Annotated in this window: 13 protein-coding genes; 8 read left to right on the forward strand and 5 right to left on the reverse strand. The window is 72.7% G+C overall.

Annotated features, from left to right (window positions below):
- Positions 1-4 precede the first annotated feature (4 nt).
- Positions 5-1,225 carry a glycogen synthase gene (gene glgA, locus ACSNOA_RS12000; protein WP_436658049.1) on the reverse strand — a complete coding sequence of 407 codons (1,221 nt, stop codon included), beginning with the start codon at positions 1,223-1,225 and terminating at the stop codon, positions 5-7.
- Between the two features lie 70 nt (positions 1,226-1,295).
- Here glgA and glgC point away from each other — a divergent pair, with 70 nt between their 5' ends.
- Positions 1,296-2,528: a glucose-1-phosphate adenylyltransferase gene (gene glgC / locus ACSNOA_RS12005; RefSeq protein WP_436658050.1), complete on the forward strand. Its 1,233-nt coding sequence runs from the start codon at positions 1,296-1,298 to the stop codon at positions 2,526-2,528.
- A 79-nt stretch (positions 2,529-2,607) separates the two neighbouring features.
- Positions 2,608-4,251, forward strand: a complete 1,644-nt coding sequence (gene pgm, locus ACSNOA_RS12010; protein WP_436658051.1) for a phosphoglucomutase (alpha-D-glucose-1,6-bisphosphate-dependent) — start codon at positions 2,608-2,610, stop codon at positions 4,249-4,251.
- A gap of 41 nt (positions 4,252-4,292) precedes the next feature.
- Here pgm and ACSNOA_RS12015 read toward each other — a convergent pair whose 3' ends face one another.
- Positions 4,293-5,222 carry an NAD(+)/NADH kinase gene (locus ACSNOA_RS12015; protein WP_436658052.1) on the reverse strand — a complete coding sequence of 310 codons (930 nt, stop codon included), beginning with the start codon at positions 5,220-5,222 and terminating at the stop codon, positions 4,293-4,295.
- A 202-nt stretch (positions 5,223-5,424) separates the two neighbouring features.
- Between ACSNOA_RS12015 and ACSNOA_RS12020 the strand changes: the two genes are divergently transcribed.
- From ACSNOA_RS12020 to ACSNOA_RS12040, 5 genes are read left to right on the forward strand one after another with little or no spacing between them, the layout of a single operon-like run.
- Positions 5,425-6,381 carry an NAD-dependent epimerase/dehydratase family protein gene (locus ACSNOA_RS12020; RefSeq protein ID WP_436658053.1) on the forward strand — a complete coding sequence of 319 codons (957 nt, stop codon included), beginning with the start codon at positions 5,425-5,427 and terminating at the stop codon, positions 6,379-6,381.
- Entirely contained in the window at positions 6,378-7,886 is a 1,509-nt protein-coding gene (locus tag ACSNOA_RS12025; protein WP_436658054.1) for a lipopolysaccharide biosynthesis protein, read from the forward strand. The genes ACSNOA_RS12020 and ACSNOA_RS12025 overlap by 4 nt, the downstream gene beginning before the upstream one ends.
- Positions 7,887-7,941: 55 nt before the next feature.
- Positions 7,942-8,949: a glycosyltransferase gene (locus ACSNOA_RS12030; protein WP_436658055.1), complete on the forward strand. Its 1,008-nt coding sequence runs from the start codon at positions 7,942-7,944 to the stop codon at positions 8,947-8,949.
- A gap of 34 nt (positions 8,950-8,983) precedes the next feature.
- Positions 8,984-10,237, forward strand: a complete 1,254-nt coding sequence (locus ACSNOA_RS12035; protein ID WP_436658056.1) for a glycosyltransferase family 4 protein — start codon at positions 8,984-8,986, stop codon at positions 10,235-10,237.
- Between the two features lie 6 nt (positions 10,238-10,243).
- Positions 10,244-11,467 (forward strand): glycosyltransferase, encoded by a 1,224-nt coding sequence (locus ACSNOA_RS12040; protein ID WP_436658057.1) that lies wholly within the window; start codon positions 10,244-10,246, stop codon positions 11,465-11,467.
- Between the two features lie 58 nt (positions 11,468-11,525).
- Here ACSNOA_RS12040 and ACSNOA_RS12045 read toward each other — a convergent pair whose 3' ends face one another.
- Positions 11,526-13,025 (reverse strand): O-antigen ligase family protein, encoded by a 1,500-nt coding sequence (locus ACSNOA_RS12045; protein WP_436658058.1) that lies wholly within the window; start codon positions 13,023-13,025, stop codon positions 11,526-11,528.
- Between the two features lie 401 nt (positions 13,026-13,426).
- Here ACSNOA_RS12045 and ACSNOA_RS12050 point away from each other — a divergent pair, with 401 nt between their 5' ends.
- Entirely contained in the window at positions 13,427-14,551 is a 1,125-nt protein-coding gene (locus ACSNOA_RS12050) for a polysaccharide biosynthesis C-terminal domain-containing protein (RefSeq protein WP_436658060.1), read from the forward strand.
- Positions 14,552-14,633: 82 nt separating this feature from the next.
- Here the strand turns inward: ACSNOA_RS12050 and ACSNOA_RS12055 are convergent, their stop codons facing one another.
- Positions 14,634-15,530, reverse strand: a complete 897-nt coding sequence (locus ACSNOA_RS12055) for a dTDP-4-dehydrorhamnose reductase family protein (RefSeq protein WP_436658061.1) — start codon at positions 15,528-15,530, stop codon at positions 14,634-14,636.
- On the reverse strand, positions 15,527-16,822 hold the full coding sequence (locus ACSNOA_RS12060; RefSeq protein WP_436658062.1) for a glycosyltransferase family 4 protein: 1,296 nt from the start codon (positions 16,820-16,822) through the stop codon (positions 15,527-15,529). Before ACSNOA_RS12060 ends, ACSNOA_RS12055 begins: the two co-directional genes overlap by 4 nt.
- Positions 16,823-16,827: the final 5 nt, after the last annotated feature.

Genomic DNA, 16,827 nt, shown 5'->3' on the forward strand with positions numbered 1-16,827 from the left:
CGGCTCAGCCGGCGGCGCCCACCGACCGGTAGACCTCGAGCGTCCGCGCGGCGACCGCGTCCCACGAGAAATGCTCGACGGCTCGGGCCCGCCCCGCCCGCCCGAACCGCGCGATGCGCTCCGGGTCGGCCAGCAGCTCGTTCATCCGCGCCGCGAGGTCGGCCACGAAGCGCCCCGGGTCCAGCGGCCGGCCGGAGCCGTCGGTGGCCTGCTCGATGGGGACCAGCAGGCCGGTCTCGCCGTCGGCCACCACCTCCGGGATGCCGCCGGTCGCCGTGGCGACCACCGCCGTCTCGCAGGCCATCGCCTCCAGGTTGACGATGCCCATCGGCTCGTAGACCGACGGGCAGACGAAGAGCGTGGCGTGGGTGAGCACCTGGATCACCTCGTGCTTGGGCAGCATCTCGGCCACCCACACGACGCCGGAGCGGTTCGCCCGCAGCTCGGCGACCAGACCCTCCACCTCGGCCGCGATCTCCGGGGTGTCCGGCGCCCCGGCGAGCAGCACGAGCTGCGTGTCGGCCGGCAGCTCCCGCGCGGCGCGCAGCAGGTAGGGCAGGCCCTTCTGCCGGGTGATCCGGCCCACGTAGACCACGCTGGGCAGCGCCGGGTCGACGCCGAGCCGGGCCAGCACGTCCGTCCCCCGGTCCGGCGCGTACTGGGCTGTGTCGATGCCGTTGTAGACCACCCGCACCCGGTCCGGGTCCACCGCCGGGTAGGCGGCCAGCACGTCCCGCCGCATCCCCTCGCTCACCGCGATGACCGCGTCCGCGGCCTCCACGGCCGTGCGCTCGCACCAGGACGACAGCGCGTAGCCGCCGCCGAGCTGCTCGGCCTTCCACGGCCGCAGCGGCTCGAGACTGTGCGCCGTCACGACGTGCGGCACCCCGTACAGCAGCTTCGCCGTGTGGCCGGCCAGGTTCGCGTACCAGGTGTGGCTGTGCACGACGTCCGTGCCGGCGCAGCCGGCGGCCATCTCCAGGTCGACGCCCATCGTGCGCAGCGCGGCGTTCGCGCCGGTCAGACCCGGCGGTTCGGCGTACGCCGTGACGCCCCGCTCGGTGCGCGGCAGGCCGAAGCAGTGCACCCGCACGTCGGCCAGTCGGCGCAGCTCACGGGCCAGGTACTCGACGTGGACCCCGGCCCCGCCGTAGACCTCCGGAGGGTACTCGCGGGTGAGCAGATCGACGCGCAGCTGTCCGGTGGCCGGGGAGGAGTCGGTCATCCCCGCACCCTAGTGCAGAATCCCGACCGTACGAGTGGTGAAGTCGGACGCGGGTGGTTAGCGTCTGACCATGGCTGCCAAGGTGCTCGCGATCGTCCTGGCCGGCGGAGAGGGCAAGCGCCTGATGCCGCTGACCGCGGACCGGGCCAAGCCGGCCGTCCCGTTCGGCGGGATGTACCGCATGGTCGATTTCGTCCTCTCCAACCTGGCCAACGCCGGCTACCTCAAGATCGTGGTGCTGACCCAGTACAAGTCCCACTCGCTGGACCGGCACGTCACCAAGACCTGGCGGATGTCGACGCTGCTCGGCAACTACGTCACGCCGGTGCCGGCCCAGCAGCGCCGCGGCCCGTGGTGGTTCGCCGGCTCCGCCGACGCCATCTACCAGAGCTTCAACCTGATCAACGACGAGCAACCCGACTACGTGATCGTCTTCGGCGCCGACCACATCTACCGGATGGACCCCCGGCAGATGGTCGAGGACCACATCGCCTCCGGCGCGGGCGTGACGGTGGCCGGCATCCGGCAGCCGCTGTCGATGGCCGACCAGTTCGGCGTCATCGAGGTGGGCGAGGACGGCCGCCGCATCCGGGCGTTCCGCGAGAAGCCCACCGACGCGGTCGGCCTGCCCGACGCCCCCGACGAGATCTACGCCTCGATGGGCAACTACGTCTTCACCACCAGGGCGCTCTGCGAGGCGGTGGAGCGCGACGCGGAGGACAAGACCAGCAAGCACGACATGGGCGGCAGCATCATCCCCATGCTCGTCGAGCGGGGCGAGGCCAACGTCTACGACTTCAGGCGCAACGAGGTGCCCGGCAGCACCGACCGCGACCGCGGCTACTGGCGCGACGTGGGAACGCTGGACTCGTTCTACGACGCCCACATGGACCTGATCAACGTGCACCCGGTGTTCAACCTCTACAACTTCGACTGGCCCATCTACACCGAGCAGCCGCCCTACCCGCCCGCCAAGTTCGTGCACCAGTGGGGCGAGCGGGTCGGCCGGGCGGTCGGCTCGATGGTCTCGCCCGGGGCCGTGATCTCCGGCTCGCTCGTCGAGAACTCCGTCGTGTCGCCGAAGGTCAAGGTGCACTCGTGGGCGCACGTCGACGGCGCCGTGCTCATGGAGGGCGTGGAGATCGGCCGGCACGCCGTGGTCCGCCGGGCCATCCTCGACAAGAACGTCTTCGTCCCCGAGGGCGCCGAGATCGGCGTTGACCTCGAGAAGGACCGGCAGCGCTACACCGTGTCCGACAACGGCATCGTGGTGATCGGCAAGGGCCAGCGGGTCGAGCCGTGACGTCCGTCCCCGCACGCATGGTCCGGCCCGCGGCCGGGAAGAATGTGGCGTCCGCCCCATCCGCGAGGAGGTTGCCGCAGTGACCCACCCCCGTGCCGGCCGGCCCGCAGAGCCCGCCGACCTGGTCGACGTGCCCCGACTGGTGACCGCCTACTACGCCGAGCACCCGGACCCGCAGGACCCGGCACAGCAGGTCTCCTTCGGCACGTCCGGCCACCGGGGGTCGAGCCTGCGCCGGGCCTTCAACTCCGACCACATCCTCGCGGTCACCCAGGCGCTCTGCGACTACCGGCGGGAGCAGGGCATCGACGGCCCGCTCTTCCTGGGCCGGGACACCCACGCGCTGTCCACGCCGGCCGCGGTCGACGCGCTCGAGGTGCTCGCCGCCAACGAGGTCACCGTGCTCGTCGACAGCCGGGACGGCTACACGCCCACCCCGGCGCTGTCGCACGCCATCCTCACCCACAACCGGGGGCGCACCGGCGGCCTCGCCGACGGCATCGTCATCACCCCGTCGCACAACCCGCCCGACGACGGCGGGTTCAAGTACAACCCGACCCACGGCGGGCCGGCCGACACCGACGTCACCCGCTGGATCCAGGACCGGGCCAACGCCATCCTCGCGGGCGGGCTCGCCGAGGTGAAGCGCATCCCGTACGCCCGGGCGCGCGCGGCCGACACCACGGGGACGTACGACTTCCTCGCGAGCTACGTCGACGACCTGCCCTCGGCCATCGACATCGACGCGGTCCGCGCCGCCGGCGTCCGCATCGGCGCCGACCCGCTGGGTGGGGCGAGCGTGGCCTACTGGGGCGAGATCGCCGAGCGGCACCGCCTCGACCTCACCGTCGTCAACCCGACCGTCGACCCGACCTGGCGGTTCATGACCCTCGACGGCGACGGCAAGATCCGGATGGACTGCTCCTCGCCGAACGCCATGGCGTCGCTGATCGCCGCCCGCGCCGACTACCAGGTGTCCACCGGCAACGACGCCGACGCCGACCGGCACGGCATCGTCACCCCGGACGGCGGGCTCATGAACCCGAACCACTACCTCACCGTGGCGATCGGCCACCTCTTCCGCACCCGATCCGAGTGGGGGCCGGACGCCGCCGTCGGCAAGACCCTCGTCTCCTCGTCGATGATCGACCGGGTCGCCGCCGACCTCGGCCGGCCGCTGCTGGAGGTGCCCGTCGGCTTCAAGTGGTTCGTGCCCGGCCTGCTCGACGGTGCGGTCGGCTTCGGCGGCGAGGAGAGCGCAGGCGCGTCCTTCCTGCGCCGCGACGGGCGGACCTGGACCACCGACAAGGACGGCATCCTGCTCTGCCTGCTCGCCTCGGAGATCATCGCCACCACGGGCCGGAGCCCGAGCGAGCACTGGACGGAGCTGGCCGAGCGGTTCGGCGCGCCCGCGTACGCCCGGATCGACGCCCCGGCGACGCGGGAGGAGAAGGCCGTGCTCGGCAAGCTCTCCCCGGAGCAGGTGACGGCCACCGAGCTGGCCGGCGAGCCGATCACGGCGACCCTCACCACGGCTCCCGGCAACGGCGCCCCGATCGGCGGCCTGAAGGTCACCACCGACTCGGGCTGGTTCGCGGCCCGCCCCTCCGGCACGGAGGACGTCTACAAGATCTACGCCGAGTCGTTCCAGGGCCCGGACCACCTGGCCCGCATCCAGCAGGAGGCGAAGGACCTGGTCACCGAGGTGCTCGCGCAGGCCTGAGGCTTCCGCGGCCTCCCGGCGCCGGTCCCGGGCCAACGCGATCAGCGGGGCGGGGGCAGCTCGCGACGGTGCAGTTGCTCCCGGAGCCCGTCCGGAAGCAGCTCACGGAGCTGCTCGGGCAGCAGCGGCAGGTCCATGAGGCTGAGCTTGAGCTGGTTGCGCTCCTGGTAGCGGCGCGGGTCCAGCCGCACCACCAGCCCCGCCGCGCGGCGGAAGCTGATGTCCACGGCCCCCTCCGTGGACGCCTCCCGGAAGACCTGGCCGTCCACCTCGACGGCCACCGGCCCGGACTCGGGCGTCAGCTCCAGCCGGATCTTCTCCTCCGGGGAGAGCACCACCGAGCGGCTGATGCCGGCCATCGGCGCCGAGGGGGTGACGACCACGGCCTGGCTGGCGGGGGAGACCAGCGGCCCGCCGGCCGCGTAGCTGTACGCGGTCGAGCCGGTCGGCGTACTGACCACCACGGCGTCGCAGCGGTAGTAGCCGTAGCGCTGGCCGTCCACGGCGAGGGTGGCGTTGGCGAACCCGTGGCCGGGCATGCGGACCAGCGCGATGTCGTTGAACGCCACCACGTCGTCCCCGCACACGTCGCAGACCAGGCAGCTGTGCGCCTCGACGGTGAAGTCCTTCCTCGTGAGCCGGTCCAGCGCCGCCGGCAGGTCCGGCGGCTCCACCTCCACGAGGAACCCGAGCCGGCCCAGGTGGACGCCAAGCACCGGCTTGGGGTTGCCGACCGCCGACCGCAGCGCGCCGAGCATCGTGCCGTCCCCGCCGATGCTGATGAGCGCGGTCACCCGCTCCACCAGCTCGTCCTCGGGGAACGCCTCGACGCTCGCGGGGACGCGGTGCCGGTCCTCGCAGCGGATGGCGAGGCCCTTGCCGTGCCGCGCCGCCCACTCGGCGATGATCCCGACGATCTCGGAGGCGTCCCGCGTCGGGTGCAGCACCAGCCCGAGCAGGACGCGATCCATGGGTACAGCTCACCACATCCCGGGCGGACGGGCCGGACGTACGGACAGGTGCGCGCGGCATTTCGGCCGGGCCACGGCCCGGCTCCGAGGCGACCGGCCCGGTCCGGGAGGTCGGGACGCAAAAAAGGGACGAAGGTGCCGTTACGGCACGCCCCGCTCATCCGATGAACGTGTGGTCGACACCTGAGCGGGGGAGTTCTCGATGCGCGTCCTGATCACCGGCGGAGCCGGCTTCATCGGCTCCAACCTGGTCCACGCCGCGCTGGCGGACCCGGCGATCAAGGAAGTGGCGGTGATCGACGACCTGTCCACCGGCGTCCGGGGCAACCTCGACGGGACGGACGTCGAGTTCGTCGGCGGTTCGGTGCTGGATTCGCAGGCGCTGGACGCCGCGATGGCCGGACGGGAGGCGGTGGTCCACCTCGCCGCCCTGCCCAGCGTGCCCCGGTCGCTGCGGGACCCGGTCGCCTCCCACCACGCGAACGCGAGCGGCACACTCGCCGTGCTCGAGGCGGCGCGCCGGCACGGTGTGGGGCACGTCGTGGTGGCGTCCTCGTCGTCCGTCTACGGCATGAACCCCGCGCTGCCGAAGGAGGAGCTGACCTGGACGAGGCCGATGAGCCCCTACGCGGCCAGCAAGCTCGCCGGTGAGAGCTACGCGCTCGCGTACCAGACGGCCTTCCAGCTGCCGACGCTCGCCTTCCGCTTCTTCAACGTGTTCGGCCCGCGACAGCGGCACGACCACGCCTACGCCGCGGTGATCCCCCGGTTCGTGCACGCGGCGCTGCGGGACGAACCGGTGCTCCTGCACGGCGACGGCACCCAGTCCCGCGACTTCACCTACGTGGAGACGGTCTGCGCCGTGATCCTCGACGCGGTGCGGCGCGGGGTGCACCACCCGCACGCGGTGAACCTGGCCTTCGGAACGCGGGCAAGCCTGCTGGAGGTGCTCGCCGAGCTGGAGGAGGTGCTGGGCCGCCCCGTCGCGCGGGAGTACGGCCCGCCCCGCCCCGGGGACGTCCCCCACTCGATGGCCGACAACAGGGTCCTGCGGGACCTTTTCCCCGACGTCACGCCCGTGGCACGGCGGGACGGCCTGCGGGCGACCGTCGAGTGGATGATCGGCCGGGCCGGCCTGCGGAGTGACGCTGCCACATGACGGCGACCGGTTCCGGAGCGGGCCGACCCGCCGTCGCCGTGTCGGACGAGGGCAGCCCGGCGGCGACGCCGCAGGCGCCCGGTCCCGATCCCGCCGCCCCACCGCCGGGACCGACCGCGGCGGCCAGGCGGAATCGGGCGCTCGCCTCCGGCATCCTCTCCTCCCTCGTCGGCAAGGGCGTGGCGATGGCCGCGCCCCTGGTCATCACCCCGGCGACCTTCCGGTACCTCGGGGAGCAGCGGTTCGGGCTGTGGACCGCCGTCACCGCTCTCACCGGCATGGCCTGGTTCGCCGACCTCGGCCTCGGCAACGGGCTGCTCACCCGCCTGAGCCGGAACGGGGACGACCGAGCCCGCGCGGCACGGGACATCACCAGCGCGTACGCGACCCTCGGGCTCGTCGCGGCGGTCCTGCTCGCCGCGCTCGTGCTGCTGGTGCCCCTGGTGCCGTGGGCGACCGTGTTCGGCGTCGACGACCCGGGCCTGGCCCGCGACGCGCCCTGGGTGGTGCTGCTCTGCTTCGCCTCGTTCGCGGTCAACGTGCCGCTCTCTCTGATCCAGCGCATCCAGTACGCGCAGCGCCAGGTGGTGCAGAGCAACATCTGGCAGGCCGTGGGCGCCGCCGTCTCCACGGCCGCGGTGCTCGGCGCGATCGCCGCGGGGCGGAGCTACCTTCTGGTCATCGCGTGCGCGGTGCTGACCGTGCCGCTGATGAACCTGCTCAACACCCTCGTCTACTTCGGCCGGCAGGATCGGGCGTCGCGGCCGCGGGCGGCGCTCGTCGAGCGGGGGGCCGCTGCCGGGCTGCTCCGCCTGGGCCTGCAGTTCTTCGCGCTGTCGATCATGTCCTCGATCGCGCTCAACCTCGACAACCCACTCGTGGCGCACGTGCTGGGCGTGGCCGCCGCGGCGCAGTACGCGGTCGTCGCGAAGCTCTTCGGGGTGCTCGGCGTCTTCATCACGCTGGTCGGCATGGCCCTCTGGCCGGCCAACGGAGAGGCGCTCGCCCGCGGCGAGGTGGAGTGGGTACGCCGCACCACCGCCCGGATGGTGGTCCTGTACGGCGCGGCCGTGGGCGCCGCCGGCCTCGCCCTGGTCGTGTGGGGCCAGCCCCTGCTGCGGCTCTGGGTGGGCGGGGTCGACGAATCCCTCGTGTCGGTCGCGCTGCTGGCCTGGTTCGCCGGCTGGTCCGTGCTGCTGGCGCTGGCATCGCCGCTGTTCCTGGTGCAGAACAGCATCGGCATGCTGCGGACGCAGTTCGCCGGCTGGTCGGCGTTCCTGGTCGCCTCGACCGCGCTCAAGGTCTGGTGGGCGCGCCGGTTCGGGCTGGTGGGCCTGCCTGCCGCGGGCTGCGTCGCGTACCTGCTGACCCTCATGCCGGCGGCCGTCGTCGGCTACCGCAGGTCGATCGGCCTCTCCGGGCGCAGGCAGCCGCGACACCGCCGCGGCGGGGACGCAACGCCCGCGGAGGCCCGGACGGGCCGGCTGAGCCGGTCGAAGGCATGACGGTGCCGCCGGCCGGGTGCGGCCGACGGCAGGGACGACAGCAGGGGAGCGCACGATGACTCAGTCGCGGGTACTGGTCGACGCCGCCGGAGGCAGCGGTGGCGGGGCCGGACGACTCAAGGTGGAACTCGACGCCTTTCTAGCCGGGCGGTCGCTGCCGGTGACGGTCATCGGCCGCGACCGGCAGCTCACGCCCTCCTGGCTGCTGCGCCGGGAACTGCCTGCCCAACGGACGCCCGTGGCCGTCGCCACGAACAACGCCTCCTTCGCCTGGAAGGGCACCCACCGGCGGGTACTCGTCCACAACGCCCTGCACTTCCTCCGGCCGGCCGAGGAGCACCTGCTGGCCGCTCTCCCGCGTACGTTACGGGCCCAGATCCCCGTGGTCCGCGGCCTGCTGCGCCGGGCGGACTTCGTGGGCGTCCCCTGCGCGGCCATGGCCGAGCGGGTACGCGAGCTGGTGCCGTCGGTGCGCGACCGCGTCCAGGTCCGCGCGAACCCCGTGAGCCCGGTCGGTCCCCGCCTTCCCACCGAGCGGGTGTCGATCCTGGTGCCGGTGGTCCCGTCGCCGTTCAAGAACGTCGTGTCCGAGCTGCGCGTCCTGCTCGCGGCGCTGGACCTGCTCGGCGGGCCCGCCGACGTGCTGATGACCGTCTACCGGCGGGAACTGCCGGACGAGGTGGCCCACCACCCGCGCCTGCGGACCCTGGGCCGGCTTCCGCACCACGACCTGGCCGCGTACTGGCGGACAGCCAGCGCCGTGTTCTTCCCGTGCGTCCTGGAGTCGTTCGGCTACCCGCTCGCCGAGGCGCGGGTGTACGGCCTACCCGTGCTGGCCCCGGACACCGACCAGGCCCGCGAGATCGCGGCCGGGGCGCTGACGCCGTACCGGCTGGGGGACGTGTCGAGCCTCGCAGCCGCCCTGGAGCGCATCGGTGAGCCGATCGTGCCGGAGCCGGACGCGTTCGAGCGCAACGGCTACTTCCGGTGGCTGCTCGGGCTTCCCGACCGTGTCGTCGGCCCACCCGCCGCGGGGGAGCGGGACGCTGCGGCCGCCCGTTGAACGATCCGAACCGACCCGAGCCTGGGAGGCTCCAATGTCCCATGACGCGTGCCCGCCGACGACCGACCCGGCCACGGGGGTCGACCCGGGGCCACCGGCCCGCCCCTGCCGGCTGCTCCGGGTGGTGGGCGAGCTGAACTTCGGCGGCACCGAGCTGCGCATCGTGGACCTGCTGCCGCGACTCGCGGCCGCCGGCGTGGAGCCGCACTTCGTGACCCTGAGCGACCGGATCGGTCCCGGGCCGTTGGCCGCCGCCGTGCGCCGGTACGGCGGCACGGTCCGGCCCGTGCCCTTGGACGCCCGCCTTCCGGGGCGTTTCCTGCGGCTGCTGCGGGACCTGCGGCCGGACGTGCTGCACGCCGATTGCGCCAACTTCTCCGGCGCGCTGCTCGCGCTGGCCGCGCTCGCCGGCGTGCCCACCCGGGTCGCGCACTTCCGCAGCGACGACAACCAGCACCGCGGCGCCCGGCGGCGGGCGCAGCGATGGGTCCTGGGCCGCCTGCTGCAGGCTTCCGCGACCGACATCCTGGGCGTCTCGCCGAGCGCCCTCACCTTCGGGTACCGCCCGTCGTGGGAGGCGGACCCGCGCTGCCGGGTGGTGCTCAACGGGCTGGACCTCGACCGGTTGCGCCGACCGTCCGAGATCGACCTGCGAGTGGCGGTCGGCGCCGCGCCGGGCGAGCTGCTCTGCCTGACCGTCGGACGCGCCTCGCCCGAGAAGCGGCGCTGGCTGCTGCCCCCGATCGTGGCGGAGTTGCGCGACCGGGGGATCCCCGCCCACGCGGTGCTCGTCGGCCCGTCCGACCCGGCGGACGACGCGCGGGTGCGCGCGGCGGCGGCCGAGGCGGGCGTCCCGGACCGCGTGCACCTGTTCGGTCCGCGAGACGACGTCGGCGGTCTCCTGAGCCAGGCCGACGTGGTCGTGCACCCGTCCCTCCTCGAGGGACTGCCCGGCTCGGTGCTCGAACCGGTCGCGTTGGGTGTTCCCACGGTCGCGGCCGACCTCCCGGGGGTGCGCTACATCAGCGAGCACCTGCCCGGCGTCGTCATCGTCGACACCGAGGCGCCGGCGGCGCGGTGGGCGGAGGCCGTGCGGCGGGCCGTGGAGGACCGGGCCGGCCTCGACCGGGCCGAGGCGACGGAGCGCTTCGCGCGCAGCATCTTCTCGCTCGATGCCGCAGCCGAGGTGCATCTGGCCCTGTACCGCCGCCAGCCGGCTCGCCGGCAACCGGCGGCGGACGTTCCCGCCCGAAACGAGAGCCGGACCTACGTCGGCTCGGATCGGTAGACAAGGATGCGTGCAGAAACCACAGTCGTCCGCGGCGCCGACCGCCACGCCGGCGCGCCGGCCCGCCCCCGCCCACTGCTGGTGGGCGCCTACCGCTTTCCGCACGGTGACGCCACGTCGAACCGCCTGCTGCAACTGGCCCGATCGGCGGCGCCCGCGGACACCCGGACCCTCGTCGTCAACGACTGGCCACCCGACGGCTCGGTCCCCGGCGACCCGGTGGTCGACGGGATCGACCTGATCACGCTGCGGACCCGCGGTCGCAACCACCTGACGAGGGCGCTGGCGCGGTTGGCCCGCCCGGCGCGCGTGCTGCGCGCGATGCGCCGGGCGGGCCTCCGCCGCGGGGACATCTCCGTGGTGTGCCTGCCGATGGCGATGATGACCCTGCAGACGTGGCTGCTGTTCCGGCTCGTGCTGCGTTGCCCGGTCGTGGTCGACGCCTCCGAGCGGCACGACTCCCGGCAGTTCCGGCGAGGCTGGCTCACGCCGTACTTCGTCCGGCACCGGTGGTCCACGTTCCTGGCCACCCGCCTGGTCGGCCGGGCCACCGCGGTGTCCACGAGGCTCGCCGACCACTTCGTGTCCCGTGGCCTGTCCGTCGTGGTCGTGCCGCCGCAGGTCGACTGCAAGGAGTTCGGCGAGTCGAAGGCGCCGCCGATCTCCGATGGCTTGCGCCTGCTCTACGCGGGAACGCCCGGCCGCAAGGACATGCTGGACGTCGTGCTGCGCGGCCTCGCCCAGCTCCCGGCCGCACAGCAGGAGCGGGTCAGCGTGACGATCGCCGGTATCACCCGGGACGACGCGACGGCCCTGTCCGATCTGGACGTGTCGGTGCTCGACAGGATCGCCGCCCGGGTGACGTTCCTCGGCCGGGTTCCCCGGGAGCGCGTGCACGCCCTGCTCGGCGAATCGCACTTCTCGGTCCTCGTCCGGCCCACCGGCGGCTACGCCGCCTACGGCTTTCCGTCGAAGGTGCCCGAGAGCCTCGCCGCCGGCTGCCCGGTCCTGCTCAACCACACCAGCGACCTGGCCCGCTACGTGCGGGACGGTGTGGAGGGCATCGTGCTCGACGGCTACCGGGCCGAGGACGTGCGGCGGGGCATCGAGCGGGCGTTGCGCCTCGGCGACGACGACTGGTGGCGGATGAGCGCCGCCGGGCGGGCGCGCGCCCGCGAGTCGTTCGACCACCGGGCCTGGCGGTCCGTGGTCAGCGAGTTCCTGGGCTGAGCGCAGAGAGCGGCGGGGTGAGCAGGTGGTCTGCTCACCCCGCCGCTGTGTCGTGCCCTCAGGGCGCCTGTCGACCCGCCGCCACTGGGACGCGCCGCTGGGGGGCGAACCGGGGGTCGCCGACCGGGGAGCTGCGATGCCGTCCCGGCATGCCGTGGGTGGCGAAGTCCCGCCGGACGGCGTGGCGGAGGCCGTCGCGGTGACGGGCGCCGCGAGACACCGAGCCGGGCTGGCAGAGGGCGGCCGCCGCCCCGAGCCAGAAGAGGTACGGGTAGGGCTGGCCGGTGCCGAACATCGTGGACTCGGTCAGCTGGATCAACAGGCCGCTGAGGACCATCCAGACCAGGCCAGAGTTGATTCCCCGTACCGGCGCCCCGGCCACGGCCAGCAGGCAGGCGGCGACCACCACCAGGAGCACGGCGCCGCCCGCGACGCCGAGTTCCAGCAGCCACTGCAGGTAGCTGTTGTGCACCAGGTTCACGCTGACGTCGAAGAAGCCGGTGTCCCGTGTCTGCTCGAACAGCGACGAGCCCGCGGAATAGCCGTACCCGAGTGAGGGACGGACCTCCCAGAGCGCGAGCGTCGCCTGCCAGGTGGCCGTACGCCCGTTGGAGACGTCGCCGCCCTCGTTGCCGGTGAACCGGGCGACGAGCCCGCTCATCCATTCGGAGTTGAGGAGGACGTCGCCCGCGTTGAAGAGGTAGATCAGGGCCACGCCGGCGACGGCGGCCACCGCGAGCCGGGCGAGGGCGGGGAGGCCGTGCCGGGCGACTACCCAGGCCGCACCGATCAGCAGGGCGAGCAGGGCGGTCCGTGACTCGGACATCACGAGGGCGACGATCGCCGGCGCGACGCCGAGGAGATGCCACAGTTTGCCGGACCGGCGGTACACCACCCAGCCGAGCGGCACCGCCATGGCGCACACGATGCTCAGCATGTTCGGGTTGGCGTAGAGGCCCTGGAAGCGGTCGCCGAACGACAGCGCGTTGGCGCCGCCCGCCAGCCAGTAACCGAGACTCGCCACGATCGAACCGCTGAGCAGCAGGTACGCGACGCCCAGGTCCTTCGCGACGCGTTGTGGGCTCTGCCACCGGTGCCGCACGACCCCGTGCACCAGCCCGACCAACAGCGCCAACGCTCCCGCCTGCGCGAGGGTGCGCACCGGGTCGACGGACCAGACGGCGCTCAGGGCGGCGAGCACCGCCGCGGCCCACAGCCCGCCGACCAGCATCCGCAGGGGGGTCGAGAGCGGTGATTTCGCGGTGTCACGGGCAGGTCTCGCGAACGTCCACAGCACCAGTGCGCCCAGTGCGACGTAGCGCAGGTGGTAGCTGGTCTCGATGAGCACGCCGATGTTGGACACGGCGCAGAGCAGCAGTGTGATCGTGGCGGCGAACAGTCGCTGCCATCCGTCGAGTGGCCGCAGACAGCAGAGCACCACCGCGAGAGCGAGGACCAGGGCGGCGACGATCGGCTTCGTCGCCGCGTATCCGGCACCGACAGCGAGGACGCCCCCCACACCCACCGCGATGGCCTGCGGCGCTCTACGTTCCAGCATCCTGACGTCCCTCATTCGGAAAGAGAATTCTTCGCTATAGACGGTTCCGGGCAGGGTTGGCGTCGGGCGGCAGGGGGAAGTGGGATGCCAACCGCGGCAGCGGCAAACAAACACGGATGCCAGATGTTCTATCAAATTTCTCGCAGCCGGGGGCGATATTCGAACGATGGTTAAAACATCGATCGGTTCTCCCGCGATAAGCGGCGCCACCGTTTCTTCGGCCGCCGCATCTTCGTTGGCCTGTTGTGGCAACGATTCCGTCCCGGAATCGGCCCCGCACCGTCGCAGGCAACGAAACGGGAGAATCTGATGCAGTTCTTGACCGCCGGACCCAGCGTTCGGGCGGAGGGTGCCCGTGAATCGACGCCACGAACCTGCCAACCCGGTCGGGGTGCGACGCGGTGAGGGTCGCGCTCACCGGAGCCGACGGTTTCCTGGGCTGGCACGTGCGGGTCCTCGTCAAGGCGCTCGGGTGGCCGGAACCCGTCCTCCTGACTCGGTCGGAGATGCGCGACGCCGACGCGGTGGCCGTCAGGCTGGAGGGGATCGACCGGGTCCTGCACCTCGCGGGTGTCAACCGTGGGGAGCCGGCGGAGGTCTCCTCCGGAAACGTCGACGCGGCCGCCGCGCTCGCCGAAGGGCTCCGGCGCTGCCTCGCGCCGCCCGGCACGGTCGTCTACGCCAACTCGATCCAGGCCGGCAACGGAACCCCGTACGGTGACTCGAAGGCGATGGCGGCGGCTCTGCTGGCCGAGGCGTGCGACGACCTGCGGGACGTGCGGCTCACCAACCTGTACGGCGAGCACGGCCGCCCGCACTACAACTCCGTGGTCGCGACGTTCTGCCGCATCCTCGCCGAGCAGGGGCGGCCGGAGATCCACGAGGATCGGCAGCTGAGCCTGGTCCATGTGACCGACGCCGCGGCGCACCTGCTCGACGCCCCGACGAGCGGATCGTGGGACGGCCGGATGCCGGAGTTGCGGATCGGCCTCCGCGACCTCGCCGATCGCCTGGCCACGTTCGCCGCCATCTACCGCACCGGGGAAATCCCGCCGCTGCCCGATCGCCACGCGGTCCGGCTGTTCAACACCTACCGGTCCCACTGCTTCCCCGCTCATTACCCGATGCCACTCTCGCGCCGGTCCGACGCTCGTGGGGAGCTGGTGGAGACGGTGAAGGCGCATGGCAGCGCCGGGCAGACGTTCTGCTCGACCAGCCACCCGGGAGTGGTCCGGGGGGAACACTTCCACCTGGCGAAGGTGGAACGGTTCTGCGTGCTCAGCGGCTCCGGGGAGATCTGCCTCCGCCGGGTCGGTCACCGCGACGTCGTGCGGTTCCCGGTCTCGGGCGACGAACCCGTGGTCGTCGACATGCCCACGATGTGGGTGCACAACATCGTCAACGTGGGCGCGGGTGAACTCCTCACCCTCTTCTGGACCAACGAGCTGTTCGACCCGGCCTCGCCGGACACGTACGCCGAGCCGGTGGAGGCGGGCTCGCTCGTCCCCGCCATGGCGGTGTCCTGACCGACGGCGCGGGGCGTCCTGACCGACCGCGCCGGACGTCCTCCCGGTCGCCCACCGGCGCCCGCGTGCGACGTCCGGCAGTTCAGCAGGCCGCGAGGCCCGCGAGAGCCCAGCGGCTTCGCGCCTCGTGCAACTGGCGCACCATCTCCGGCCACGGCGGTGGCCGGTAGCCGGTGGCCTGGGCGAGGGCCTCACCCGACATGGACCGGTCGCAGACGAACCCGTCGTGCGGGATCAGATCACCCTGCCAGCCGTAGACGCTCGCGACCAGGCGGAGCAGCTCGTACTTCGAGATCGCGGTGGCGGCCACGTGGTAGAGCCCCACGAGGTCCTCGCGGGGTAGGACCACCGTCCTGAGCAGCCGGGCGAACTCGACCGTGGTCACGCCGCTGTAGATCGCCTTGGTGTGCCCGCGGACCAGCGTCGTCTGGGACAGGAACCAGTCCAGGAGCGACCGGTTGGAGGTCAACTCGTGACCGACGATCGAGGTGCGCAGCGTCAGTGCGCTCGCCCCAGCCACCTCGCCGAGCAGCTTCGACCGGCCGTACAGGTCGGGCGGATCGGGCAGGTCGGTCTCCACGTAGCTTCCCCGGTCGCCCGAGAAGACGCAGTCGGTGCTCACGTGGATCAACCGGACGCCGTGCTCGGCGCACACCCGCGCGAGCAGGTGCGGGAACAGCGCGTTGATCGACACCGTGTGCACCGCGTCCTGGACGGCCGGTAGCTGCTTGATGACGCCGATGCAGTTGATCACCACGTCGGGGCGCCGGTCGCGCAGCAGCTCACGGATCCGGTCGAGGTCGGACGCGGCGACCCCGGTCGTGATGCGATCGAGGAGTGGGGCTGGAAAGAGCTCCGCGAGACGGCCCCCGGTCCGGGCCGTGCCGTGCACGTCCAGTTCGGTGGCCTGAGCCAGCTCGCGCAGCAGGGTGTGACCGAGCATGCCGGTCACACCGAGCACCAGTACCCGTCGGCTCATCGTCTCTCCTCGTGGCGGCACGATCCGGCGCGCCGCCGTGCGGCACGGGACAGCAGATCGGCCAACAGTTGTGCGTTGATCGCTTCGCTCATGTGCGTGAGGTAGTGCTCGCGACCCGCCTGTCCCATGGCGCGCAGCCGGGAGCGCGGTGTGCCGTACGCCGCGCGAACGGTGTCGGCCAGCGCGGCCGGGTTCTCCGGCGGCGCCGCGAAGCCGGCGCCCGCCTCGAGGACGATCCGGGCGGCGTCCCCCGGGGCGCAGGTGAGGACGGGTTGGCCGCACGCGAGGATCGCCTGGACCTTTCCCGGCAGGGTGACGCGGAACAGCGGCTCGTCGGCCAGAGAGATCAGGTGCAGGTCCGCCGCGGCCATGGCGGCCGCCATCCGCTGCTGCTCGATCGGGTCGAGGAAGTGGACGGAACGCAGCCGCAGCTCGGCGGCGCGCGTCCGCAGCGCCCGCTTGTCGACGCCGTCGCCGACCAGGACCAGGTGGACGTCCGGTAGGTCACGGAGCCGGTCCATGGCGTCGACCGCCACGTCGAGCCGCTGGGCCGCGCCGTGGTTGCCGCCGTACATGAGGACGAAGTCGCCGGCGTCCAAACCGAGGCGTCGGCGGAAGTCCGGGTCCGGCTCGGTCGGCTGCATCACCTTCTCGTCGGTCCAGTTGTAGACGACCGACACCTTTTCCGCAGGGACGCCGCGTGCCACGACGGCCTCGCGCAGCCCGGGGGAGGGGACTGTGACGTGGTCCGCCCACCGGTACGTCTGGTCGGTGAACCGGCCGAGTGCGGCCTCGGCCAGCCGGCGGGTCAGCCCGCCGGTGAGGAAGCCGGTGGCAAACACGGAGTCCGGCCACAGGTCCATCACCATCAGCACGTACGGGATCCGCCGGCGCAGCCGGGCCGTCATGGCCGCGGCGGCCGCGGTGGCCGGCGAAGCGTAGACGAGGGCCACGTCCGCGTCGCGCAGCGCCGACTGGCCGAGGAGCGACGAGGACGCCGCCCAGCTCAGGTAGTTGGCGGCGCGCCCGAGCGTCGAGTGGTCGTGGCTCGGGTAGAGCGGCGTGCGGAGGACGCGCAACCCGTCCCGGTGCTCCACCCGTCGGCGGCGTGCGCTGTAGCCGTCGTGCACGCGGCCCGTGGGGTAGTTGGGCACGCCGGTGAGCACGTCCACGTCGAAGTGCTGAGCGCGCAGCGACCGCGTGATACCGAGCGCGATCCCGGCCGGCTCGGGCGGGAACCACTGGCTGACCAGGGCCACCCGCTCCGGCCGGTCTCCCACCGGTCGTTCCATCCGAC

It is taken from the genome of Micromonospora sp. URMC 103 (genome assembly GCF_051386435.1).
Taxonomy (GTDB): Bacteria; Actinomycetota; Actinomycetes; order Mycobacteriales; family Micromonosporaceae; genus Micromonospora.

What these genes read in the sequence shown, in the direction of transcription:
- glgA (WP_436658049.1), bottom strand. Translation starts at nt 1,225, where the DNA reads ATGACCGACTCCTCCCCGGCCACCGGACAGCTGCGCGTCGATCTGCTC.
- glgC (WP_436658050.1), top strand. Translation starts at nt 1,296, where the DNA reads ATGGCTGCCAAGGTGCTCGCGATCGTCCTGGCCGGCGGAGAGGGCAAG.
- ACSNOA_RS12015 (WP_436658052.1), bottom strand. Translation starts at nt 5,222, where the DNA reads ATGGATCGCGTCCTGCTCGGGCTGGTGCTGCACCCGACGCGGGACGCC.
- ACSNOA_RS12020 (WP_436658053.1), top strand. Translation starts at nt 5,425, where the DNA reads ATGCGCGTCCTGATCACCGGCGGAGCCGGCTTCATCGGCTCCAACCTG.
- ACSNOA_RS12025 (WP_436658054.1), top strand. Translation starts at nt 6,378, where the DNA reads ATGACGGCGACCGGTTCCGGAGCGGGCCGACCCGCCGTCGCCGTGTCG.
- ACSNOA_RS12030 (WP_436658055.1), top strand. Translation starts at nt 7,942, where the DNA reads ATGACTCAGTCGCGGGTACTGGTCGACGCCGCCGGAGGCAGCGGTGGC.
- ACSNOA_RS12035 (WP_436658056.1), top strand. Translation starts at nt 8,984, where the DNA reads ATGTCCCATGACGCGTGCCCGCCGACGACCGACCCGGCCACGGGGGTC.
- ACSNOA_RS12040 (WP_436658057.1), top strand. Translation starts at nt 10,244, where the DNA reads ATGCGTGCAGAAACCACAGTCGTCCGCGGCGCCGACCGCCACGCCGGC.
- ACSNOA_RS12045 (WP_436658058.1), bottom strand. Translation starts at nt 13,025, where the DNA reads ATGCTGGAACGTAGAGCGCCGCAGGCCATCGCGGTGGGTGTGGGGGGC.
- ACSNOA_RS12055 (WP_436658061.1), bottom strand. Translation starts at nt 15,530, where the DNA reads ATGAGCCGACGGGTACTGGTGCTCGGTGTGACCGGCATGCTCGGTCAC.
- ACSNOA_RS12060 (WP_436658062.1), bottom strand. Translation starts at nt 16,822, where the DNA reads ATGGAACGACCGGTGGGAGACCGGCCGGAGCGGGTGGCCCTGGTCAGC.